The sequence below is a fragment of the Paenibacillus protaetiae genome (genome assembly GCF_004135365.1).
Taxonomy (GTDB): Bacteria; Bacillota; Bacilli; order Paenibacillales; family Paenibacillaceae; genus Paenibacillus_AP; species Paenibacillus_AP protaetiae.
Genome location: NZ_CP035492.1, coordinates 2,140,041 through 2,163,926, shown reverse-complemented (window position 1 = coordinate 2,163,926; position 23,886 = coordinate 2,140,041). Strand labels below are relative to the sequence as shown.

Sequence of the window (23,886 nt, the reverse complement as noted above, 5' to 3'; positions counted from 1 at the left end):
AAGGATGGATACGATGAGCGCTAAGAAAAAGTATGTTCTTGTAGGTACAGGCGGGAGGGCGGAGTTTTTTTATTCCGCAATTGCAACCGATTTCAAAGAAACGTCCGAGCTTCTTGCCTTTTGCGATATGAACGAAATCCGGATGGAATACGCCAACAAGCTGTTGACGGACAAATACAACTATCCTGCTGTTCGCACGTATAAATCCGACCAGTTCGACACGATGATCGAAACGGAAAAGCCGGATGTCGTCATCGTCACCAGCGTAGACCGCACGCATCATACGTATATCATCCGCGCCATGGAGCTTGGCTGCGACGTGATTACCGAGAAACCGATGACGATCGACGAGAAAAAATGCCAGGATATTCTCGACACTGTAGAGCGCACCGGCAAAAATGTCCGCGTCACATTCAACTACCGCTACGCGCCGCATCATACGAAAGCAAGAGAGCTGATCGCAAGCGGCGTCATCGGCAAAGTGACCTCGGTTCACTTTGAATGGCTGCTTAATACGCAGCACGGCGCCGACTATTTCCGCCGATGGCATCGTGACAAGCGGAACAGCGGCGGTCTGCTCGTCCATAAATCTACGCATCATTTTGATCTGGTCAACTTCTGGATCGGGTCTCAGCCGGAATCCGTGTTTGCTTACGGCGATCTGCTGTTTTACGGCCGCGAGAATGCGGAACAGCGCGGGATTACTTCATTCTACGACCGTGCGACCGGCAACCCGAATGCCGAAGGCGACCCGTTTGCGCTGCCGCTCGACAGCAACCCGCATCTGAAGGCGATGTACTTGGATGCGGAACCGGCTGACGGTTACCGCCGCGATCAAAGCGTATTCGGCGACGGCATCAGCATCGAAGATACGATGGGCGTGCTTGTCCGCTACAAAAACAATGCGATTTTGACCTACTCGTTAAACGCCTATTTGCCATGGGAAGGCTACCGGATTGCATTTAACGGCACAAAAGGCCGCATCGAAATGACGATTATCGAGCAGTCCTATGTCAATTCCGGCGGCAGCAAAGCGGAAGAAGGGGCGTTAAAAGCCAAAACGATTACAGTATTCCCGATGTTTGGCGAGCCGTATGAAGCAGAAGTAGAAGAAGGCGAAGGCGGCCATGGCGGCGGCGATCCCGTGCTGTTAAACGATTTGTTCGGCACGCCTGTGGAAGATCCGTTTAACCGGGCGGCGAATCATATCGACGGCGCCAGATCCATTCTGACCGGCATTGCCGCTAACCGTTCGATCAGAACCGGGCAGCAGGTCCAAATCGCCGATCTGGTCCGATTCCATTAACTATCGCGGCTGCGGACCGCTCCAAGCGCCCACAGCCAGCTTTTTTCGGATGAAGGAGCGTGCCTTTCATGAAACCGTTTTTGGATGAGTTTTTTTTGCTTACGAATGAAACCGCTGTCAAGCTGTACGAGCAATACGCCAAGGATATGCCCATAATTGATTACCACTGCCACTTGAGCCCGCAGCAAATTTATGAGAATACGGGTTTTGCCAATTTGACCGCTGCCTGGCTGTATGGCGACCATTACAAATGGCGTGCCCTTCGGGCAAACGGCGTTGAAGAGAAATATGTAACCGGCGGCGAAGGCGTAACCGATTATGACCGGTTTACAGCCTGGGCGCGGACCGTTCCGCAAACGGCGGGCAACCCGCTGTACCATTGGTCGCATCTGGAGCTGAAGCGTTTTTTTGGCGTGGATGAGATTATTAATGAATCCAATGCCCCGGTTATTTGGGAGAAAGTAAACGGGCAGCTGCAGACGGGAGCTTTTAAAGCGCGTGATTTGATAGTGAAATCCAACGTCGAAGTCATTTGCACAACGGATGATCCGGCGGATTCGCTGGAATACCATTTGAAGATAAAAGAACTGCCGGATTTTAAGGTTAAGGTGCTGCCGTCCTTCCGTCCCGACAAAGGGCTGGAGATCAGCCGCCCCGGTTTCCTGGAATGGGTCGGCAAGCTGGGCGAAGCTGCAGGCAGCCGGATCGGCAATTATGACGGCTTCCTGGCCGCCTTGGAAAAGCGGATCGCTTTCTTCCACGAAGCGGGATGCAGAGTATCCGATCATGCGCTGGATTACGTGCCTTATGCTGATGTGACAATAGAGCAGGCGGCAGCCGTATTCGCCAAGGCACTGGCCGGTGAGGCGGTGACACCGGAGGAGGAAAAACAGCATAAAACATATACGCTGATCTATCTGGGCAAACGGTATGCCGAACGCGGCTGGACGATGCAGTTCCATATTAACGCTTCGCGCAACAACAATTCCCGAATGTTCGGCAAGCTAGGGCCGGACACCGGTTATGATTCGATCGGCGACAGCCCGGTAGCTTTTCCTCTTGTGAAGCTGCTGGATGCGCTGGAGACGGAGGGTGGGCTGCCGCGTACGATTTTATATTCGCTGAATCCAAACGATAACGACATTCTGGCTTCTATTATCGGCAGTTTCCAGGGCGGCGGCATTCCGGGCAAAATGCAGCTTGGGTCGGCTTGGTGGTTTAACGATACGAAAGACGGCATGGAAAAACAGCTGAAGTCGCTGGCCAATATCGGGCTGTTGAGCCGTTTTGTCGGCATGCTGACCGATTCGCGCAGCTTCCTGTCGTATACGCGGCATGAATATTTCCGCCGGATCTTATGCAATATGCTAGGCGAATGGGTGGAGAAAGGCGAGCTGCCGGACGATCTGGAATGGCTGGGCGGCCTCGTGCAGAACATTTCATATCGCAATGCAAAGGAATATTTTGGATTTTAATGAAAAGGAAAGAGCTTCCCCTCCTTGCTTCAATAAGCAATTTTGGCTAAACTTTAGGCAGGAGGGATTAGCATATGGGTTCGAACCGCAATAATCCGATAGGCCCGCCTCGCTTTGCGATAGCCGTGCATACGCTTATTTTGCTTGCGCATTGCGGCTGCTTGATGACGAGCGGCGCGATTGCCAAACAGGTGAATTCGCACCCGACCTTTTTGCGCAGAGTACTCGCGCAGCTTGCAGGAGAAGGGATCGTTGAAGCACGCGAAGGCAGAGATGGCGGCTATTTTTTGAAAGCTGATCCCGACCGGCTTACTCTTGCCGATATTTATATGGCAGTCCGGCAGGAATGCACCGAGGAATGCCCTGGCACGGAGCAGTCGGCTCAGTGCGCATCGGCGTCACATCAGATTGATCAGCAGCTGGAAGCCATTATTGCTCTGACCGAGCAGCGTACTTATGACTTGCTTAAGCAATTTAAATTGTCGGATATTATGAATAAGCTAGTTTTTGACGCATCTGTAAAGTAGAAAAGCCGCGCTTGGACTCAAATGTCCGGCACGGCTTTTTTGCTTGTTTCCGGTAAAATGGCAGTGCGGCCAATTTTCAGGCGTGTACGCTTAACGCGGTTAAAGCATGATCCAGCATACCGATCATCTCGTCGATTTCGGCTGCGGTTACGACAAGCGGCGGCATTAGCCGGATCGAAGACGGCTGCGGCGCATTAATAAGCAGGCCGTTATCCCGGCATAACGCAACCAGCTTGTCGCTGCTCAGCCCGGAAGGCAAGTCGAATGCTAGGAGCAGTCCCTTGCCCCGGATGTGGTGCAGCTGGTGCTTCACCGCAAGGGAACGGAGCTGTCCGGTCAAGTATTCGCCTTGTTTGGCGGCATGTTCAGGCAGGTTGCGTGTGATGATCTCCTGCACGACGGCAAGGCCTGCTGCCATGCCAAGCGGCTGTCCGGTATAGGTGCCGCCTTGATCGCCGGCATCGAATAAATCCAGCTCTTGTTTGGCCAGCATTGCGGATAATGGGAATCCGCCGCCGATGCCTTTGCCCAGTGTCATAATATCCGGCTCGATCCCATAGCGCTCGTAGGCAAACATGGAGCCGGTACGGCCAAGGCCGGTCTGCACCTCGTCGGCAATGAGCAGCAACCCGTACATATCGCATGCTTTGCGGATGGCGTACAGGTAGCTTTCGTTTGCTTCATGCACGCCTCCTTCGCCTTGCACCAGTTCAAGCATGATTGCGCAGGTGCCGGAATGAATGGCTGCAAACAGCGCATCAATGTCGTTAAGCGGCACATGGCGGAAGCCGGGCACCTTAGGCTCAAACAGCTGTTTCCAATGCGGCTTTCCCGTTGCGGACATCATCGCCAGCGTGCGCCCGTGAAAGCTGCCTGTCATCGTAATAATTTCGTAAGCGCCGTCCAGCTTCAGCGCGCCGTATTTGCGCGCCAGCTTCACGGCGCTTTCGTTCGCTTCCGAGCCGGTGCTGGTAAAAAATACTTTGTCGAAGCAGGATATATCGGTAAGCAGCCGGCTGAATTCCAGCATCGGTTTATTATAAAATGAAGGACTCGCATGAACGAGCAGCGAGGACTGGCGGCTAAGCGCTTCGTGCAGCACAGCGGGAGAGTGCCCCAGGCTGTTGACGGCCCACCCGCCGACAAAATCCAGATAACGTTTGCCCTCCGTATCCCATAGATACATGCCTTCGCCCCGCTCCATCACGATATCCGGACGATTCGCCGTAAATAAAATCGAGTTCAATGCCCCATCAGCCTCCTCAAAAGGATTGATTCAAGTACATGTGAATAAATATACATAAATACAAATAAAAATACAATACCTTGCATAAAAAACCTCAGCTTATTTTGGCTGAGGCTTGTTTTATTATTGCATGGAGTAAGACTGGCGAAACTGGCGGGGCGACATGCCGTTTTTGGCTGTAAAGCTATTTGTAAAATAAGGAATGTTCTCGAAGCCTACGAACCGGCCGATCTCCGCAATCGGCCATTCGGTTTTGAGCAGCAGCAGCTTCGCCTGCTCCAGCCGGTAATGCGTCAAATATTCGCCCGGCGTCATGCCGTACACCTGCTTCATGCATCGGGTAATGTAATTGTAATGATAATGCAGCGCCTCCGATAACGACTGGCTTGTCACCCCGGATTGATAATGGTTTCTTAAATACGCTTCCGTTTTTTCCGCCACTACGATGGCGGGAGGCGCGTATTGCTCCAACTGGCGCAGGTCCATCATGCGGAGCAGTTCCTCGAACGTCTGCTGACGGCTCCAAAAGGCGCTGGACTGCCGTTCGCCGGAAGCTCTGACCAGTCGTTCCATCAGCCGGTACGTTTCATTCGGATAAGGCATGCTCCAATATTTGGGCAGGTGAAGATAATACGGCGGCGACATAAACTTGCGCAGATGCTCGTCCTGGTTCCAGCAAAAGCTTTCGCCGCTCCCTTCCTGCCACTTGCCGGCTGTGTGAAAATGCACCCAATAAAAGCTGCATGCCTCTTCGCACGGCTTCACCGAATAATGGTACAAATCGGGGCGAAGCACAAGCGACTGGCCGGCTTGTAACGTCCACTGTTTATTTTCTTCCCCAATATGCAAGGAGCCGCGCTCGATCACAATAAAATCAAACAAGCCAAGCTGCTTCCGGCTTGGATGCTGATCGCCCGGATCGTAGACCGCTATGCCGCATTCGATAAAATAAGGGACCGGCGGAGCGGCAAAAGCAAGAATCGTTTCAGGTTTGTTCACCCGGGACTAACACCTCCTGCCAACGGATAGTGAAGTACGCATCCGATCATCACTCGGAGTGTGAAATATTATAATTTTTAGGTTTGGTTTACTTATTTTTCATAAGAAAAATATACCATACAATAAGGAGCTAAGGTGAAATCCAATAATTAAAGAGGTGTTTGGCAATGGCGGAGGCAGCATCGATGGAACGGTCAAGAATACTTCCTTTGACAAAAGTAAACGTAAACGATCCATTCTGGAATTATTATTGCAATCTGGTGCGGCATACCGTTGTTCCTTATCAGTGGGAGGCGCTTAACGACCGGGTGGAAGGCGCGGAGCCAAGCGGAGCGGTACGCAACTTTAAAATTGCCGCCGGTCTCGAGCAAGGGGAATTTTACGGCTTTGTGTTCCAGGACAGCGATTTGGCCAAATGGCTGGAAGCAACCGGCTATTTGCTTGCTACCAGCCCCGATCCGGAGCTGGAAGCCGTTGCCGATGAAATGATTGATATTATCGCGCGGGCGCAGCATGCAAACGGCTATTTGAACACCTATTTTACAATAAAAAAACCGGGCGAGCAGTGGACGAACCTGATGGACTGCCACGAGCTTTATTGTGCAGGGCATATGATTGAAGCCGGCGTAGCTTATTATAAAGCTACGGGCAAGCGGAAGCTGCTGGACGTTGTAATCCGTTTTGCAGATTATATCAATGAGGTATTTGGTAATGAGCCGGGCAAGCTGCAAGGTTATGACGGACATCAGGAAATCGAGCTGGCGCTGGTGAAGCTGTACGAAACGACCGGCAGCCGGAACTATTTGAATTTAAGCCAATTTTTTATTCACGCACGCGGGACGGAGCCGAATTTCCTTGTTCAGGAGACGCAAAGCCGCAACTATGAAAGTCATTGGGGTTTTGTCCATCCGAAAAAAATCGACACGGCTTATTTCCAGGCGCATCAGCCGGTCCGCGAGCAGGAGCATGCAATCGGGCATGCGGTCCGCTTCGTCTACATGCTGTCGGGCATGATTGACGTTGCGGCCGAGACCGGCGATACCGGATTGTTTGCGGCATGCCGCAGGCTGTGGGACAACATGACGGAACGCCAAATGTACATAACGGGCGGAATCGGCTCGATGGCGCATGGCGAAGCATTTTCCTTCGATTATGATTTGCCGAACGATACCGTCTATGCGGAAACTTGCGCATCGATCGGCCTTGTGTTTGCCGCGCAGCGAATGCTGCGGCTGGAGCCTCATGCCAAATACGCGGATGTGCTGGAGCGGGCGTTATATAACACGGTGGTCGGCGGCATGGCCCGCGACGGCAAACATTTCTTTTATGTTAATCCGCTTGAGGCAGATCCAAAAGCATGCAACGGCGGCAACAAAAACTACGGCCATGTGAAGCCGGTCCGTCAGGAATGGTTCGGCTGCGCCTGCTGCCCGCCTAATGTGGCAAGGCTGCTTGCTTCGCTCGGCAGCTATTTGTATACGGCGGACAACGATACGGTGTACGCCCATCTGTACATCGGCGGCGAAGCGGAAGTGGAGCTTGGCGGCACAACGGTTGTGCTGAAGCAGCAATCGGAGCTGCCGTGGAGCGGGTATGTCCGGTTTGAAGTGCAGCCGGAGCAAACAGCGGTATTCAAGCTGGCCTTCAGGCTGCCGGTATGGAGCCCGTCTGCGTCGATTACCGTCAACGGCCAGACATACAAGGCGGGAACCGTAAACGGCTACGCGGTATTGGAGCGCACATGGCAAGCCGGCGATACGGTAGAGCTGGCGCTGGAAATGCCGGTGATGCGCATGCACAGCCATCCGCTGGTGCGGAGCAATGCGGGCAAAACAGCGCTGCAGCGCGGACCGCTTGTGTACTGTCTCGAGCAAGCCGACAACGGCGAGCATCTGCATGAACTATCGCTGCCGAAGGAAGCGGAGCTGTCGTGGCGTAAAGCGGAGGATCTGCTGGACGGTGTAGTGGTCATCGAAGCCGAAGGCGAAAGGCTGAAGGCGGAGGATTGGGGCACAGCGCTGTACAGCGCTTCAGCGGCTCCGGGAACCAGACTTCAGCCGCTCCTGTTTATACCTTATTTCGCATGGGCGAACAGGGGAGAAGGAGAAATGGCAGTTTGGGTGCGGGAAAGCTAACATGCCCGTTTAGGCTTAGCGGCCTTTGCGCCTCACGGCGAGGCAAAGGGCTGCCTTGCCTGAAAGCGGCAGGCGCGGATATGCGCTGGCCGTGCTGTACAAGCGCGGGAGATGGAATACAATACGTCCTCTGGGACTTCGCGCCCGCGAGTGCGCATGGCGATTCGGCAATCCCTCCGCCATTATCCATGACGGAGGGATTGTTCATCATCGGCATTTTGGCCGATGCCAATTTCCCGGCTCCATTATTCAACGGCGTCTCGCTTCTTAGCAATTTGGATTAGATCCGAAACCAGGAAACCGTTTATTTTTAAACCGGTAATGTCGCAATCCGTTATTTCAGCATGGGATAGATCACAATGGTTGAACTGCGCATGGGAAAGATGGCTGTTCTGGAAGCTGACCGGTTTGTATTGCCCTTCCGGATTATAGCCGGCGTCTCCTTCTTTAGGAAGAACGATATGATGAAAGGCTGTTCCGAACAGATGGATGTGATCAAAGACGGCATGGCTTAAATTGGCGTGCTGAATCTTTAATCCCGACAGATTGGCGTTCGAGATTTTGACACCGCCCATATGAATATCATCCATAACCATTCCGCTCATGTTGACGTTATTGACTTTGGTATTGGCCAAGCTGACATTATCAATAGCGAGTTCCTCCGCTTTCACATCCTGCCATTTAGAGCCTGATATATCTGCCATGTGCAAATTCAACGGGCGCGCCTCCAAGTTCATTCCACGATCTCCTTTGAGAAAAATTGACTTCCCTCATTAACTTCGATATATAGAGGCGGCATCCTTTTTACAATTCGTCCGCTTCTCATCAAAAAACAGATATGCCGTAAAAAATCCGGTTCCGGGGCTGCTTCATTTTTGGTATACTAAATATGATAATGATAACCATTATCATATTTGGGAGGTGCCATAATGGATGACCATGCTCCATACATGCCGAATAGCGGCATTGAATATAAAAGCCGGCCGGAGGAATGGATCGTCCGGCTGCGCGATGTCGAAATGCTGGCTGCAGGCGGCGGAAGTTTGCAGCAAGGGCAGCAGCTGACCTATCATTTTACGCTTATTGCACTGTTAAGCGGGGAAGGGCAGCTGAAAATCGGCAAAAAAAACTATCCGATGCTGCCGGGAACCGCATATATCTGCTGGCCCGGCCATACGTTTGGCGTGGTGTCCGCAGACATGTCCGCTGCAATTATCCGCTTTGATTTGTACCGGGAGCAATCCGGCGCATTCACTCAGCTGGATGGCGATTCCGGGCAGGAAGGACTACTCAAGGAAGGGGCTAAATCGTTTGATTCCGGGAGCAGGCTGGCCGACGCGTGCCGTTCCATGCACGCCGGCTGGGGCAGCGGCCAGCCGCTGAAGCGGATGCAGGCGCAGATCGGGCTGCAGCAGCTGCTGCTTGAGCTGCTCGCCGCATCCGGCGGAGCGGCGGATACGCGGGAGGGGCTGGAGCAAGCGAAGGCGTATATGGAGCAGCACAGTTCCGAAGCGCTGACGATGGAACGGCTGGCCGCGATTGCGGCGGTAAGCCCCAAATATTTTGCCGAGCTGTTCAAAAAAACGTACGGTGTCAGCGCCCATGAGCATATGGCGCAAATCCGGATGGCGAAAGCGAAACGGCTGATGCTCCATTCCGGGCGGAAGCTGCGCGATATTGCGCATGAGGTCGGGTATGAGGATGAATTTTATTTCAGCCGCAAGTTTAAAAAAGAACACGGCTTGTCGCCTACCCAATTCATGAACAGGCGCAAGCGGAAAATCGCCGTGTACGGCCCATCCGTCCTGATCGGCTACTTGCTGCCGCTGCATGTTATCCCTTATGCCGCGCCTCTGCATCCGAAATGGGCCGACTATTATTACGATCATTTTGCTGCGGACATTCCGTTTCATCTTGACGGCTTCCGCCAAAATTACCGCAAAGCGGCCAATATGGACATGCTGGAGGAAGCGAAACCAGAGCTGATCATGTGCCCGCCGGGACTGGAAGATTGGGAGAAGGAGCGGCTGCAGGCGATTGCGCCTTATTTTGAATTGCCGGAGGTGCACCGGGGCTGCTGGAAAAATACGCTGCGCTCCGCGGCGGACTGGCTGGATGAGCGGCCGGAAGCGGAACGGTGGATCACCGCTTTCGAACGGGGACTGGCTTTGGCCAAGGACCAAACGGCCGGCGAGCTGAAGGATGAGTCCGTGTTGTTTGTTTGTATTGTCGGCGATCAATTGTACGCGTCCTGCAGCCAGGGGGTGGAGGACATTCTCTATAACGGCCTGGGCATCCGCAGGCCATGCGGCGCCGCTTTTTCCGGCTTATACCATACGCCGCTTACCGTCGACCAGCTGTCCCTGACCGGCGCCGACCGGATCATTTTGCTTGTCCGTCAGGACACGGAGTCGCTTGAATACTGGCGGAAGCTGCGCATGTCGCCCGGCTGGCTGTCGCTGGATGTTGTGCGCAACGGGAAGCTGATGCAGGTGTCATCCAGCCCTTGGCGGGAATACTCCCCGATCGCCCTGGAGCGGATGCTTGGCGAAGCGGTGCAGCTTTTTTCCGGAAATTGTCCATGAACGATCCGGTTTTTATCTATGGCGAAGCTTTCGATTCACGATTATCATCAATAATGAGAATCGTTATCAAATAAAAACAAGGGGAGAAACACAGTTTATGAAAAAAATCGCTTTAGGATTAGGGCTTGCGCTGCTAGTGCTTGTACTGGCGGCATGCGGATCCAATAACCAAAACGAAGCGCCGCAGCAAACGGCGGCAGCTGAAACGGCAGCCCCGGAAGCAACGCCGACAGCAAGCGCAGATGCGGCCGGGCAGACCGAAGGTGAAACCAAAACGATCCAATACTTAGGCAAATCGTATGTAGTACCGTCCCAAACGGACCGCATCGTCATTACCGGCGCGCTGGAAGCGATGGAAGATTCCATTTTGCTTAATGTCCACCCGGTTGGCGCAATTTCCGTCGGCGGCGAATTCCCGGCTATGTTCAGCAGCATCGTGGACAAAGCGGAATCGGTTGGCGAAAAAACCGAACCGGATTTCGAGAAAATTTTGCAGTTGAAGCCGGATGTAATTTTAGCGTCGACGAAGTTCCCGGCGGAAGTGCTCGAGAAGCTGGAAAAAATCGCGCCAACCCTTCCGTATTCCCACGTATCGACCGATTGGGAAGCCAATCTGACGCTGCTTGGCGAGCTGAGCGGCAAGCAGGATGAAGCAGCTAAACAAATTGCTGATTATAAAACGAAGCTGGATGAAGTCAAAGGTCAGCTGGGCGATATGAGCGGAAAATCCGTCCTCGCCGTCCGTATTCGCCAAGGCCAAGTGTTCGTATATTCGGCATCCACTTTCTTTAACCCGCTCCTGTACCAGGACTTGGGGCTGGCTGTTCCGGAACCGGTGAAAGCGGCTAAAGCGCAAGAGGCCATTTCGGTGGAGAAGCTGGCGGAGCTGAACCCGGATGTGCTTATTGTCCAATTCTCGCCGGATGAGAACAAGGATGCTCCTAACGCGGAGAAGGAGCTGGAACGTAATCCGATTCTGAAAGCAACGAATGCTGTGAAAAACGGACAGATGCTGGTTAACCTGGTCGACCCGCTTGCACAAGGCGGCACGGCTTACAGCAAAGTAGCGTTCCTGCAGGCTTTTGCCGAACATATTGCCAAGTAAGGTGTTGTTGATTATGCGCCGCAAACGTTTCATACCGGCTGTCATCTTCGTGATGGCGCCGGTTTTGGCTGTATTGCTTGTGATCCTGTCCGTCATGTACGGCGCAAAATCAATTACAGCCGGGACGGTATGGGACGCCGTGTTTCATTTCGATCCCGGCAGCGTGGATCATCAAATTATCCGCTCTTCGCGGCTGCCGCGTGTTGTCGGAGCTATGCTGATCGGCGCTTTTCTGGCGGTGTCGGGAGCGCTGATGCAGGGCATGACGCGGAACTATTTGGCGTCCCCTTCCATTATGGGAGTGTCCGACGGATCGGTGTTTGCGGTGACGACGGCAGTCGCTTTATTCCCTGGCACCCATTCCGTCAGTCTTATTGCCGTATCCATGATCGGCTCTGCCATCGGGACGGCGCTTGTGTTTGGCATTGCCAGCCTCATTCCGCAAGGGCTGTCGCCTGTTAAGCTAGCCATTTTGGGGACGGTGATCGGCACCTTCCTGAGCGGTACATCGGCGGCCATCGCCGCTTATTTTCAGATGTCGCAATCCATCAGCTTCTGGTATAACGCCAGGCTGCACCAGATGGATCCGGAGCTGCTGAAGCTGTCGCTGCCGTTTGCGGCCGTAGGGCTCGGGCTCGCTTTTTATTTGTCCAAATCGGTAACGGTGCTGTCGCTGGGCGATGATATTTCGTCCGGGCTTGGACAGCGGACAGCCGTCGTCAAAGCGCTGGTTATGCTTGCAGTTGTCATTTTGACGGGGGTATCGGTGGCGCTTGCCGGCAAAATCGCGTTTATCGGGCTTATTATTCCGCATATCGCCAGAATGGCGGCCGGAGTCGATTATCGTATCATTATTCCTTTATCGGCCGTCATGGGCGGCTTGTTCCTTGCTTTATGCGATTTGCTCGCCCGGTTCATTAACAGCCCGTTTGAAACGCCGGTCGGCGTCGTAACGGCTATGTTTGGAGTGCCTTTTTTCCTGTATTTAATCAAGACGAGAGGAGGCGGCAAACATGGCTGACCATTCCTCGCATTCCACCCGTTCCCCGCGCAGGCTGTGGGTCATTTATGCGGCTGGTGGCGTATTTTTGCTGGCTGCCTTTTACATCAGCCTGACGAACGGCGCGTTCGACATGTCGGTGGCGGATATCGCCAAGACGCTTCTCCGGATCGATCCGAATCCGGATTATGATCTGGTCGTGTTTGATTTCCGGCTGCCGCGAATCGTGCTTGGCTTGCTGGTCGGCTATGCGCTTGGCATTGCCGGAGCGGTTGTGCAAGGCGTTACCCGCAACGGGCTCGCCGATCCCGGCATTCTGGGCATCCATGCGGGAGCAGGCCTTGCCGTTGTGCTGTTTATGTTTTTGTTCCAGGATCAGTTGGCAGGGACCGGCTTTACGGCTGTGATGGCAAGGCCGATGTTTGGCGTCGCCGGCGGCATAGTTGCCGTAGCGTGTATTTATTATTTTGCCCGCGAACAAGGAAAGCTTGACCCGCAGCGGCTTATTCTGGTCGGAATTGCGACGGCCTCGGGCTTCGGCGCGCTTACGCTGTACCTTTCGCTGAAGATGAATCCAAAGGATTATGAAGCGGCGGCGGTATGGCTGGCAGGCAGCATCTATGGCGCGAACTGGGCGTTTGTCGCTTCGATGCTGCCCTGGGTGGTTGTGCTGCCTGTGCTGATTTGGCTGCGCTCCTCCGTGCTCGATGTGATGCAGCTGGGGAGGACAGCGCGCAAAGCCTTGGCGCGGCGGTTGAGAAGGAAAAGAAAGTGCTGCTCGTATGCAGCGTCGGCCTGGTTGCTGCCAGTGTAGCCGTAGCCGGCAGCATGGGGTTTGTTGGGCTTATAGCGCCGCATATGGCGAAAAGGCTGGCCGGGTTCAAGCACCGGCATGTGCTTCCCGTCAGCGGCATCATTGGCTCGGCAATGGTAGTATCCGGCGATTTTATCGGCAAGACGGTATTTGCGCCGGTACAGCTTGCCGCGGGCATCGTGGTTTCGATTATCGGCGTCCCTTATTTTATTTTTTTGCTCAGAAAATCACGTTAACAGGAGGCGGCATGTATGGACCATCCAATACGCGACATTGAAGTTTCCAGCCGGTACGGCGTTCCGCTGACCGAAACGTTTATGCTGCATGCGCAGTCCGGCTTAAGCTACCGCATTCTCGTATATAAACCGCAGACGGCCGCGCCGGAAGCCGGGTATCCGGCGTTATTTGCATTGGACGGCAACTCCTGCTTCGGCTCGCTGGCCGAAGCGATGCGGCTGCAGTCGCGCCATCCGCAGCAAGGGCTTGTTCCCGGCATGATTGTGGGAATCGGTTATGAATCCGATGAGCCGTTTGTCGTGAACCGGCGTTTCTATGACTATACGTTAAAAGGCCGGCAGGCCGGGCTGCGCCCGGACGGCACGCCTTGGCCGGAAGGGGGAGGAGCGGAAGCGTTCCTGGCTTTTATCGAGTGCGAGCTGAAGCCGGAGCTGGCGCGCCGTTACCCGATGGACTTCCGCAGGCAGGCTTTGTTCGGCCATTCGCTAGGCGGCTTGTTTACGCTGTACGCACTGGCGGAGAAGCCGCAGTCGTTCAGCCATTATGTTGCGGGCAGCCCTTCCGTCTGGTGGAACGATTACGAGCTGCTGCAGCGGATGCCGGACTTGCGCCGAAGCTTGCGGGAACAAGGCTTGCAGGCGAAGCTGATGATCGCAGCGGGCGCCGGGGAGAAGGCGGCGATACTCGAAGGAGCGTTCCGCGCGAATGAGCTGCTGGCCGGAGAAGCCGGCGGAGAGCTTGAAGTGGACTATCATCTGTTTGAAGGGGAGACGCATGTTTCCGTCATTCATCCGCTTATCAGCCGTATGCTGCGGTTTGTGTTTCCGCTCCAGGCGAACGCCTAAGGCGGGAGCGGCTGCATGCAACCCGCCGTGCGACGGGCTGCATGCGGACTAGCCTGTGCGATGCGCGCCGGGGCTGCACGCGGCGCATCGTGCACGGGGAGCGTTTAAGCCTATGAACGCTCCCATAGCCGACTGCTGCGCAGAACGTTCATTTTGGTTTGTTTTGCTCTGCCAGTTACGCTGGCCGGACGATCGTGTCCGGCCAGCTTTTTTATTGTTTAAAAAAACTCTTTTTATGTTCGAAAAAGTGTGATATTATGAAAACGAACAAAAACAAACAAAATCACGGTGCGATTATAAGGAGGCTTTCTTCATGGAAGTACGTCATACGACAAATCCAACGGATATTAAGCAATACGATACGGCGCGCCTGCGCAAAGAGTTTCTCGTACAACATTTGTTTGTTCCTAACCAGATCAATATGGTATACACCCATTACGACCGGCTGGTTATCGGCGGCGCTTTCCCGGCTGGCGAGACGCTTACGCTGGAAGATAAAGATACGCTCAAAACGGAATATTTTCTGGAGCGCCGTGAAGTTGGCCTGCTGCATATCGGCGGCGGAGAAGCGGTCATTACGGTTGACGGCGAAGTGTACGAGCTGAGCAAACTGGAAGTGCTGTATGTCGGCAAAGGCAAGCAAAATGTACAAATCGCCAGCAAAAACAACGACAATCCTGCGAAAATTTATTTGGTTTCCGCGCTGGCGCACGCTGAATATCCGACCCGCAAAATGACGGAGCAGGAAGCCAATCCGACGCATCTTGGCTCGCTTGAAACATCAAACGAACGCGTCCTGAACAAATATATCCATGAAGGCGGCATCCAAAGCTGCCAGCTGATGCTGGGCGTTACAAGCCTGAAGCCGGGCAGCATCTGGAATACAATGCCTACCCACGTGCATGACCGCCGCATGGAAGCTTATCTGTATTTTGATTTGAACGATGACGCACGCGTGTTCCACATGATGGGCGAACCTTCGGAAACACGCCATCTCGTTGTGGCTAACGAGGAAGCGATTATTTCCCCGCCATGGTCGATTCATTCGGGCGCGGGCACAAGCAACTATACGTTCTGCTGGGCGATGGCAGGCGAAAACTATACGTTTGCCGATCAAGACTTTATTCCGATGAAAGATGTGAAATAAAGACGAATGCTTGCAGCGGATCGCCATCGCCATATTGTAGAAGAGCTGGAGCGGAAGGGCAGCGTGAAGGTGTCCGAGCTCAGCGAGCGGTTTAAAGTAACGGAAAAGACGGTGCGCGAGGATCTGGAGAAGCTGGAGGAAAAAGGGCTGCTTCGCCGTATACACGGCGGGGCGGTTCTGGAGTCGGAGGGCGAGCTGCTTCCGCTCCAGCTGCCCAACGTCAAGCACCAGAAGGAGAAAGCGGCGATTGCCGAAATGGCGCTCGCCCACATCGAGCCCAACGATATTATTGCGCTTGATGCCGGCAGCACGACGCTCGAAATCGCCCGCCGGCTGCGCAACATGCCGCTGACCGTGCTGACGAACGATTTGCTTATTATCCGGGAGCTGACGGCGAAGGAGCAGATCCGGCTTGTTGTGCCGGGCGGTTACCGCCATCATAATCTGCTGATCGGAACGGATTCGCATGACTGGATCCGGAAGCTGAACGTCCATAAGCTGTTTTTGTCGGCGACCGGCATTCACCCGGAATACGGGCTGACGATTTTTACCGAAGAGCTGGCAGCTTTAAAAAGGGTTTACCTGGAATGCGCCAAGGAAGTTTATTGCCTTGCCGATCACAGCAAGTTTGACCGCGGGGCGCTTATTACGTTCGCCAGCCTTGAAGATGTAGACTGCATTATTACGGACCAAGCGATCGACCAGGCGGTTGTGGACAAATATGAAAGCGCCGGCGTTCGTATTTTGCGGGCTTAGCGTTGCGGCAGATCGCCATCACGGGAGCAATAAGCGGCAGCTGGCGATAATCGGCGCGTGAAGCGGCGATTAGCATCCATTTACACCGGCAGCGGCGATGAAGGATTGAATAGGATAAGGGAGGAACGGCAGTGGGGTATTTTGACTTGACGGGTAAAGTAGCCGTTGTAACCGGCGCAGGCCGGGGCCTTGGCGAAGCAATAGCAGTTGGCCTGGCGGAAGCGGGGGCGGACCTGGTGCTCGTAACGAACAGTACACCGGCGGATTCGACAGCCGCCAAAGTGCGGGAGTTAGGCCGGAAAGCGATTACGATTCAAGCGAACGTAGCCGAGCTGAACAAGCTGCCTGGCATTATTGAGCAGGCGGTGGAGGCTTTTGGCCGCATCGACATCCTTGTGAACAATGCGGGAATTATCCGCCGCACGCCGGCTGCCGAGCACAGCTACAAGGATTGGGAGGATGTGCTGAACGTCAACCTCAATTCCGTTTTTGTATTGAGCCAGGAAGCAGGCAAACGGATGATTGCTCAAGGCTCGGGCAAAATCATCAACATCGCCTCCATGCTGTCGTTCCAGGGCGGCATTAATGTGCCGGGTTATACGGCAAGCAAACATGCGGTAGCCGGCCTGACCAAGGAAATGGGCAATGAATGGGCGTCCAAGGGCGTCCAGGTGAACGCTATCGCTCCGGGTTATATGGCGACGGACAACACGGAAGCGCTGCGTGACGATCCGGTCCGCAGCCAGCAAATTTTGGACCGTATCCCAGCGGGACGCTGGGGAACCGGCCAAGACCTTGCGGGCGCGGCAGTATTCCTTGCCTCTTCGGCATCCGACTACATGAGCGGCCACGTATTATGCGTGGACGGCGGCTGGATGAACCGTTAGATGATTTGGCTTAGTGAAACTTTCGAGCAGAGGCATTCGTGAAACGTCTGCGAGAATATGTGTAAAACACCTGCGTGCAAAACGCAGGTGTTTTTTTTGCATTGCATAGGCTGGAACCCTTATGTTGCACGTGCCTTGCGGAAATTGGAAATTCGTCATCCTTTGTTTAAGAAAAGCAGCGGCAGCGGCTATACGGACCGGTCAAAATCGACATCTGGATTAGGGCCGGATATAGGATAACAGCATTTGTTTCAAAATGCGCTGTTGGTTGGGGGTTGCGATATCTTCTTCCAAATAGGAAATCGGCGACTTGAGGGCGATGTTGTTGCAGAAGGTGCCGTAGGCATTAATGATCGTAATGACCGTTTCTTTGACCGGAATGTCCGCCCGGATCGAGCCGTCGGTTATTCCGGCTTCCACAATCTCCATGAAGATGCCCGTAATTTCTTTTTGGGTTTCGATGTAATCCTGGATATCCGTCAGCGGATTTTTGGCGAAAGAAGCGTAGCTTTCGAAAGCTTCGCGGAATTTTACCCCGCTTTGCAGATGGTCTTCCCGCGTCAAATAATCCAGTACGTTCTCCAGCCGCTCATAGGCGGGTTTGCTTGCGCCGGCAAGCTCCTTGTATTTGCCGATATGCCGCTCCAGATTGGCAACGGCTACCGCTACAATCAGCTTGTCTTTTTTCGGAAAATAGCGGAACAGGGTGGCAATGCCGATTCTTTCGGCATCAGCGATATCCTGCATCTGGACATGGTCCAGCCCGTTTTCGAGAAATAGCCGCTCGGCTTGCAGCACGATGCTTTTGTACCGCGCATTTTTTTTCTTTTCCCTCACTCCGATTAATGCCATAACTGTTGTTTCCACCTCATTTGTTTCATTTACGAGTGAACCGGACGTCGGTTTAGCCCCTCGCCCGGCTTGCAGCGTTTTTTTCCATTATAACGGAATGAAGCCGCCTTCTGCACCGGAATGCTGGCCCCCTATCATGGAAAAGCTGCCGATTTCGGTTATTTACGAATTACAGCTGAAAATTTTGGTATAATTATGGCATATCAACCGAAATCGAATGCATCGCTTGGAGGAAAACCATTGAAATCAAAAAAAATTGCGATAATTTCGCTCATCGTGATGGCTGCCGGTTTTCTCGCAACAAGGTGGCTGACGGACAGCTGGTGGGTGAATATGCTCCATACCGGCTTTGAGGCCGGCCTTGTCGGCGGACTGGCAGACTGGTTTGCGGTAACGGCGCTGTTCCGGCATCCGATGGGCATCCCGATTCCGCATACGTCGCTGCTGCTTAAAAACCGGAACAAAATCGTCAATTCGCTTATATCGGCAATGGAAAACGAGCTGCTGAACAAAAAAAGCATTACCGAAAAGCTGAAAAAGCTTCGCCTGACCGACTGGCTTGGTTCCGGGGCGGTCCGTTTCGCGAAACAACGTTCCGTTCGGCTTGCTGTCATTGAAGCTGCGGAGCAGGCGGTCCGCCGTATACCCGAGGATAAAGCCGCTGTCTGGCTGCAGCAGGCGGCCGCCCATTACGCCGGGCGCATGGAGCTGCAGCCTTTGGCAGCGAAGCTGGTGCAGTCCGCAGCCGACGAAGGCTGGGATGAAAAAGCTCTTGATCATGCGCTGGGCCGGCTGAAGGCTTGGGCGTTAAAGCGCGAAACGGAAGATATGATGGGCAAGCTGGCGATGCAAAAGCTGGACGAGCTGCGCGTCGGCGGTTTCATGGGTTTTGCCCTGCAGGCTTTTATCGGTTTTATGAGCGAAGAGAAGCTGGGCTCCATGCTGCAAGGCATCCTGCTCTCCACGATACGCGATTTAAGCCGTGAAGGAAGTGCGATGCGTACGAAGCTGCTGGCATCGGTCCGCGGTGAACTGCAAAAGCTCGCCGGTAACGATGAACTGATCGTGCGTCTGCAGGAATGGCTGCGCAGCAAAGCGGAAAGCCCGGCAATGCTGCGTTTTTTGGAGGAACGGGCAGCGGATGGCAAAGCGATGCTGCTGGCCAAGCTGGACGAGCAGCGGTCCAATGGCGGGCGTATTGTTGTGCAGGGCTTGCGTTATGCCGTAGAGCTTGCGAAGGCGCATCACGAGGCAGTCGTCCGCTGGGAGCATCATATTCTTGAATTTGCCGCGCATCAGATTGAAGTTAACCACTACAGGCTTGGGCTGCTTGTCCGTGAAAACCTCGACAAGCTGGACGATCAGTCGCTGGTGAATATGCTGGAGGAAAAAATCGGCGGCGATCTGCAGTGGATCCGGGTGAACGGAGCGATTTGCGGATTTTTGGTCGGGATCGTATTGTCGTTTATTTAACGGGTTAACTGCAAAACCAAACAAGCCTCCTACACCCGTAAGGGCAAAAGGAGGCTTGTTTGGTTTTGCAGCGCGGCTGCCGGGAGGCATTAAATCAGCGCCCCGTAATCTTCTACGACTCGCACCGCCTGCTCGAAATCTTCCTCTTCTATAACGGCGGTCAGCACAATATCCCGGCCTGTCGTATCGCCCAGCGGAGAAGAAGAGCTGAGCCCGCTTGCGCTCACATCGGAAGCTTCCAGCACGGCTGCGTCGATTTGCGGGTATTGATTGCCCAGCGTAATATTCGCCAAGCCTGGAAAATCGCCGGTTAACGGATTTTCAATCCGGTCGATTCCGCCGGAATAACCGTCGATCCGGTCGATCGAGCTGTCCACCAGCTTCAGTTTTTTAAGCTCGGCATGGGCAAGTTCCGCTTGCTCGGGGCTTTTAAAAAAAGCGAGGATGTTTTTTTCCGCCACTTTGAATGTCCTCCATTCCCTCGAATCCGGCATAGTCATGCTGAATCCATTTTTCCCGCCGGATGCCAAAGTTATGTGCCGGAGCATGCAAAAATCGCTGTTTAAGAGGCATGAAGCCAATGAAACAGCGATTGATTGCCGGGCAGCAGATGCCCCGCATCTAAAACAGCGAAATATAGCATTCCGAGCGCGCTAAAAGCGTCACATCTTCCGTAAAAGGCTCGCTTCCGCTTTCAACGGCTGCAGCCGCCTGGTTCTCCGCATCCGCTTCACGTTCCGCAGCGGCTGCGGAGCTTATCTCTGCCGCCTGTCCGGTATTTTGCCCCTGCTCTAGCTGCTCTTCCGCCAAGCTGGCTGTGCTCCCGGCGCCGACCGCCCTCTCTACGCTTTCGGCGCTATCTGCAGCAGCTGTCTGCAGCCGGTGGCTGCTGATCTGATCTACTGCAGTAACAAACATATGCCGGAGGCGGCTGTCGAGCGTGTTGTCTTCACGGTTATAATCGTTCCCCGTGTTAATATAGTGGACGAGGCAGCTGCTCCAATGCACCCAATCGGATGGCTTTTCTTTCTTTTCGATAAACGTTTCGCTCCATCCGTAACCCAAAGCGGCAGTGATCCGCATACAGACGCGGTATCCGGGCGCATCAATACTGATGGCCGGGATGACGAACAGTTCGATCCGCTTGATTTGGATTTCGGACGCGTGAGGGACTTCGATCGCCAAATGATTGGCGAGGCGGTCTGTTAACATTTCCGCAGATTGAAACATAGAGCATTCTCTCCTTCGTTCGCTTACGAGGTTAGCTGTCGGATTCGGGCTAGAGAGAAGCCCTACGATGGCGCGCGGCCAACGATTCACCCCGGATGGCATACTTCATTTCCGCATGCCGATTGGGTCCCCCGCTTTTTTGTCTCCAAAAAATTCAGCGCAAAAATGTACCGTAACTGGGTATGAGGTTTATAGTAAACCTGAAAACCCGCTTTGTAAATATTTCGCTGGCCGATGCGGCATATCCTTTACACGATTTTGTCCTTTTTCCCTGAATGGCCGCAGCATTTTCCTTTATCTTTTATAAATACTCGTTTTTGCCCGCAGCTATGACTGTTATAGGGGAAAATGGGCTGCGGCAACGAAAAGAATCTATGTGCAATTTTCGGGAAATGAAGTATCCGCGAGATATTTTGAGCATTTTAAAGATTTTTAAAAAAGAAAGCGGTTTACATATACTCAAACCTCACCAATTTCTGCCTAAATCGCCTCTCTATTCTCTTTACAGCAGCTTGTGCCGGGAGTAAGATTCAGTTCATGCAAGTTCAAATGATTTCCAATCGCTGAGTTTCCGTCGCAAACGGAAAACGGGGGAACCATCCGCATGACGGGGCAAGCCGCAATTTGCCCTGCTGCGGTCCGCTGTGCAGGCAATCCGATGTGAGAGTCGGTTTGGCGCGCGGCAAGGGGTGAATCTTCAAGCAGGCACCATGGAGCATGCTTGAAGTAGGGCGACTCTCACCGCCCGAATCCGACAGCTAACCTCGTAAGCGTTGTTCGAGAGAGGGATGATGAGCTGTGGCTTATTTTGGCCGCAGAGGTCACTGTGCCTCTGCGGCTTTTTTGCGCCGGCATGGCGCTATGCTATTGTGCATGACGGTTTAAAACCATATGGGTGCTATTCGCAGTACCCAGTCGCTGAATTTTGCCGGAATGGCAAAAGCGGGGGAACCAAACGGGCGGGAACAGGCTGCCGGCTGGCTATTCAAGAGCCGGCGCAGCCAATCCGCCCATGGGGTGAGTCGCGCGGCTTCAATGAAGCAGCGCGTAGGGCGACTTCCGCGCCCGAATCCGACAGCTAACCTCGTAAGCGTGTCCGGGAGAGACACTCGATATCGTGCTGCTGCTTGATATAGCGGCGCAGCCAAGCTTTTGCCGCATAGGCGAAGCTTCGCTTGCGCTGCCGTAAAGCCGAAGCCGAGGGAGCTGCTTCTCTGCTCCTAAGGCTTCTTTTTTGTTGCCTTTTTTCAGGAAAATGGGGCTTATAAGCACATTTTATTGGAACGGATTTACCATTCAGCGCAATGGACCGCGGTTTATTGTGCCATTACGCAGGTTTATTTGGAGGTTGAACATGACGGACTTATGTATGGTTTTGACGCTGGCCTTATGCTTTGGGCTGTACGTTTTGTTTGCAGTCTGGTGCGGCAAGACGATAGACGATCAGGAAAGCGGGGATGAAACGTGATTCTGGCAGCGGTTGTTACGGTATTTGTATTTTTGTATTTGGTGTACGCGCTGCTCCATCCGGATAAATTCTGATCGGGCGCAGTTATTCCTTAGGGGGTTATGGAATGGAAATTTTGCAGATGGCGGTTGTTGTGGCGGTTGTGATCCTGCTCGTTAAACCGCTTGGCACCTATGTGTACCATGTGTTCTCGAACGAGCCGAACTGGACGGACCGGATATTCGGACCTGTAGAGAGGCTGCTCTATAAATGGATCGGGCTGAAAAAAAGGAACGGCATGACCTGGAAAACCTACACGCTTAGTTTCCTGCTCACGAACGTGGTGCTTGTCGCGGTCAGCTATATCATCCTGCGGGTGCAGACCGGGCTTCCGTTTAATCCGAACGGAATCGGCAATATGGAGCAGTCGCTGGCGTTTAATACGGTCATCAGCTTTATTACGAATACGAACCTGCAGCATTACAGCGGCGAAACGGGGCTTACCTATTTCTCGCAGATGGCGGTCATCATGATGATGATGTTTACGTCCGCCGCAACCGGCTTTTCGGTAGCGATCGCTTTCGTGCGCGGCCTTACGAGCAAAGGACAAACGATCGGCAACTTTTTCGAGGATTTTGTCAAAGCGCACACCCGCATTTTCCTGCCGTTTGCGTTCGTCATTACGCTTGTGCTTGTGGCGCTGCAAGTGCCGCAGACGCTTGACCCGACGTTATCGGTGACGACGCTGGAAGGCGCCGTGCAGCATATCGCGATCGGTCCGGTCGCTTCGCTGGAATCGATCAAGCATCTAGGCACAAACGGCGGCGGTTTTATGGGAGCGAACTCCGCCCATCCGTTCGAGAACCCGAATCCGCTGACGAATGTCATCGAGATTGTGTCGATGTGGGCGCTGCCGGCTGCTCTTCCTTATACGTTTGGCTTGTTCGCCAAAAACAAAAAGCAGGGCTGGGTCATTTTCTCGGCGATGATGTGCTTGTTCTTAGTGTTCTTGGCAACTGCCTATGCTTCGGAAAAAGCCGGAACACCGCTTATTCATTCGCTTGGCGCAGATGCCTCCCAAGGTAGCATGGAAGGCAAGGAGACGCGGTTCGGCATTGCGCAGTCCGCTTTGTTTACGGCTGTGACGACGGCGGCGACGACCGGATCGGTCGATAATATGCACGATACGCTGACGCCGCTTGGCGGCATGGTGCCGATGGCCGAAATGATGCTGAACGTCGTGTTTGGCGGCAAAGGGGTTGGCCTGGTCAACATGCTGATGTACGCCATACTGGCCGTATTTATTTGCGGCCTCATGGTCGGGCGCACGCCGGAATTTCTCGGGCGCAAAATCGAGCCAAAGGAAATGAAGCTGATCGCCGTCGCGATACTAGCGCATCCGTTTATTATTCTGGTGCCGACGGCGCTAGCCATGGCGATAGACGCCGGCAGTTCGGCGATTACGAACCCGGGCTTCCACGGCATTAGCCAGGTGCTGTACGAATATACGTCGTCGGCCGCCAACAACGGCTCGGGTTTCGAAGGGTTGGCTGACAATACGGCCTTCTGGAACGTCAGCACCGGCCTTGTCATGCTGTTCGGCAGATACATTTCCATGATTGCGATGCTCGCCGTCGCAGGTTCGCTTGTGCGCAAGCAGCCGGTACCGGAAACGCTTGGGACATTCCGGACCAATAACGCGCTGTTTACCGGACTGCTGGCCGGCACGGTTATCCTGATTGGGGCTTTGACCTTTTTGCCGGCGATTGCGCTTGGGCCTGTTGCCGAACATTTGACAATGCGATAACGGATGGTGATAG

20 protein-coding genes, 1 pseudogene and 3 riboswitches are annotated in these 23,886 nt (G+C 53.8%); of the genes and pseudogenes, 15 read left to right on the top strand and 6 right to left on the bottom strand.

Annotation, left to right across the window (positions count from 1 at the left end; all coding sequences use genetic code 11):
* Window positions 1-13: 13 nt before the first annotated feature.
* From ET464_RS09935 to ET464_RS09925, 3 genes are all read left to right on the top strand, one after another.
* Window positions 14-1,306 carry a Gfo/Idh/MocA family protein gene (locus ET464_RS09935; protein WP_129440501.1) on the top strand — a complete coding sequence of 431 codons (1,293 nt, stop codon included), beginning with the start codon at window positions 14-16 and terminating at the stop codon, window positions 1,304-1,306.
* Window positions 1,307-1,374: 68 nt separating this feature from the next.
* A complete protein-coding gene (gene uxaC, locus ET464_RS09930; RefSeq protein WP_129440499.1) occupies window positions 1,375-2,781 on the top strand; it encodes a glucuronate isomerase in 1,407 nt (468 codons plus the stop codon).
* Window positions 2,782-2,855: 74 nt separating this feature from the next.
* Window positions 2,856-3,308 (top strand): Rrf2 family transcriptional regulator, encoded by a 453-nt coding sequence (locus ET464_RS09925; protein WP_129440497.1) that lies wholly within the window; start codon window positions 2,856-2,858, stop codon window positions 3,306-3,308.
* Window positions 3,309-3,384: 76 nt separating this feature from the next.
* On the opposite strand, the gene ET464_RS09920 is transcribed toward ET464_RS09925, so the two are convergent.
* A complete protein-coding gene (locus ET464_RS09920; protein ID WP_244226483.1) occupies window positions 3,385-4,554 on the bottom strand; it encodes an aspartate aminotransferase family protein in 1,170 nt (389 codons plus the stop codon).
* A gap of 123 nt (window positions 4,555-4,677) precedes the next feature.
* Window positions 4,678-5,553: a helix-turn-helix domain-containing protein gene (locus ET464_RS09915; protein WP_129440495.1), complete on the bottom strand. Its 876-nt coding sequence runs from the start codon at window positions 5,551-5,553 to the stop codon at window positions 4,678-4,680.
* Window positions 5,554-5,720: 167 nt separating this feature from the next.
* Here ET464_RS09915 and ET464_RS09910 point away from each other — a divergent pair, with 167 nt between their 5' ends.
* Window positions 5,721-7,688 carry a glycoside hydrolase family 127 protein gene (locus ET464_RS09910; RefSeq protein ID WP_129440493.1) on the top strand — a complete coding sequence of 656 codons (1,968 nt, stop codon included), beginning with the start codon at window positions 5,721-5,723 and terminating at the stop codon, window positions 7,686-7,688.
* A 245-nt stretch (window positions 7,689-7,933) separates the two neighbouring features.
* Here ET464_RS09910 and ET464_RS09905 read toward each other — a convergent pair whose 3' ends face one another.
* Entirely contained in the window at window positions 7,934-8,425 is a 492-nt protein-coding gene (locus tag ET464_RS09905) for a pentapeptide repeat-containing protein (protein WP_129440491.1), read from the bottom strand.
* 192 nt (window positions 8,426-8,617) lie between these two features.
* On the opposite strand from ET464_RS09905, the gene ET464_RS09900 reads away from it, so the two are divergent.
* From ET464_RS09900 to kduD, 8 genes and pseudogenes are all read left to right on the top strand, one after another.
* Window positions 8,618-10,273: a helix-turn-helix domain-containing protein gene (locus ET464_RS09900; protein ID WP_129440489.1), complete on the top strand. Its 1,656-nt coding sequence runs from the start codon at window positions 8,618-8,620 to the stop codon at window positions 10,271-10,273.
* Between the two features lie 97 nt (window positions 10,274-10,370).
* Entirely contained in the window at window positions 10,371-11,378 is a 1,008-nt protein-coding gene (locus tag ET464_RS09895; RefSeq protein ID WP_129440487.1) for an ABC transporter substrate-binding protein, read from the top strand.
* Between the two features lie 13 nt (window positions 11,379-11,391).
* Entirely contained in the window at window positions 11,392-12,399 is a 1,008-nt protein-coding gene (locus ET464_RS09890; RefSeq protein WP_129440485.1) for a FecCD family ABC transporter permease, read from the top strand.
* Window positions 12,392-13,428 (top strand): annotated as a pseudogene (locus tag ET464_RS09885) (FecCD family ABC transporter permease). Before ET464_RS09890 ends, ET464_RS09885 begins: the two are co-directional and overlap by 8 nt.
* A 15-nt stretch (window positions 13,429-13,443) precedes the next feature.
* Window positions 13,444-14,274 carry an alpha/beta hydrolase gene (locus ET464_RS09880; RefSeq protein ID WP_129440483.1) on the top strand — a complete coding sequence of 277 codons (831 nt, stop codon included), beginning with the start codon at window positions 13,444-13,446 and terminating at the stop codon, window positions 14,272-14,274.
* 313 nt (window positions 14,275-14,587) lie between these two features.
* On the top strand, window positions 14,588-15,421 hold the full coding sequence (kduI, locus tag ET464_RS09875; protein WP_129440481.1) for a 5-dehydro-4-deoxy-D-glucuronate isomerase: 834 nt from the start codon (window positions 14,588-14,590) through the stop codon (window positions 15,419-15,421).
* A gap of 6 nt (window positions 15,422-15,427) precedes the next feature.
* Entirely contained in the window at window positions 15,428-16,177 is a 750-nt protein-coding gene (locus ET464_RS09870; RefSeq protein ID WP_129440479.1) for a DeoR/GlpR family DNA-binding transcription regulator, read from the top strand.
* 131 nt (window positions 16,178-16,308) lie between these two features.
* A complete protein-coding gene (kduD, locus tag ET464_RS09865) occupies window positions 16,309-17,064 on the top strand; it encodes a 2-dehydro-3-deoxy-D-gluconate 5-dehydrogenase KduD (RefSeq protein ID WP_129440477.1) in 756 nt (251 codons plus the stop codon).
* A gap of 219 nt (window positions 17,065-17,283) precedes the next feature.
* On the opposite strand, the gene ET464_RS09860 is transcribed toward kduD, so the two are convergent.
* Complete coding sequence (locus ET464_RS09860; protein WP_129440475.1) at window positions 17,284-17,916, bottom strand: TetR/AcrR family transcriptional regulator; 633 nt, start codon at window positions 17,914-17,916, stop codon at window positions 17,284-17,286.
* 240 nt (window positions 17,917-18,156) lie between these two features.
* Here ET464_RS09860 and ET464_RS09855 point away from each other — a divergent pair, with 240 nt between their 5' ends.
* On the top strand, window positions 18,157-19,389 hold the full coding sequence (locus ET464_RS09855) for a DUF445 domain-containing protein (RefSeq protein WP_165279967.1): 1,233 nt from the start codon (window positions 18,157-18,159) through the stop codon (window positions 19,387-19,389).
* Window positions 19,390-19,478: 89 nt separating this feature from the next.
* On the opposite strand, the gene ET464_RS09850 is transcribed toward ET464_RS09855, so the two are convergent.
* Together ET464_RS09850 and ET464_RS09845 are read right to left on the bottom strand one after the other, a co-directional pair.
* Window positions 19,479-19,850, bottom strand: coding sequence for a hypothetical protein (locus ET464_RS09850; protein WP_129440471.1), 372 nt, complete (start codon window positions 19,848-19,850; stop codon window positions 19,479-19,481).
* 160 nt (window positions 19,851-20,010) lie between these two features.
* Complete coding sequence (locus tag ET464_RS09845) at window positions 20,011-20,619, bottom strand: hypothetical protein (RefSeq protein WP_129440469.1); 609 nt, start codon at window positions 20,617-20,619, stop codon at window positions 20,011-20,013.
* A gap of 5 nt (window positions 20,620-20,624) precedes the next feature.
* A riboswitch (cyclic di-AMP (ydaO/yuaA leader) is annotated at window positions 20,625-20,789 on the bottom strand.
* A gap of 381 nt (window positions 20,790-21,170) precedes the next feature.
* Window positions 21,171-21,408, top strand: a riboswitch (cyclic di-AMP (ydaO/yuaA leader).
* 117 nt (window positions 21,409-21,525) lie between these two features.
* Window positions 21,526-21,727, top strand: a riboswitch (cyclic di-AMP (ydaO/yuaA leader).
* Between the two features lie 356 nt (window positions 21,728-22,083).
* Between ET464_RS09845 and kdpF the strand changes: the two genes are divergently transcribed.
* The gene (gene kdpF / locus ET464_RS20860) at window positions 22,084-22,161 is read left to right on the top strand and encodes a K(+)-transporting ATPase subunit F (RefSeq protein ID WP_129444250.1); all 78 of its coding nucleotides are present in this window, start codon (window positions 22,084-22,086) and stop codon (window positions 22,159-22,161) included.
* A gap of 32 nt (window positions 22,162-22,193) precedes the next feature.
* Window positions 22,194-23,873 (top strand): potassium-transporting ATPase subunit KdpA, encoded by a 1,680-nt coding sequence (gene kdpA, locus ET464_RS09835; protein ID WP_129440467.1) that lies wholly within the window; start codon window positions 22,194-22,196, stop codon window positions 23,871-23,873.
* The last annotated feature ends 13 nt before the right edge of the window (window positions 23,874-23,886 follow it).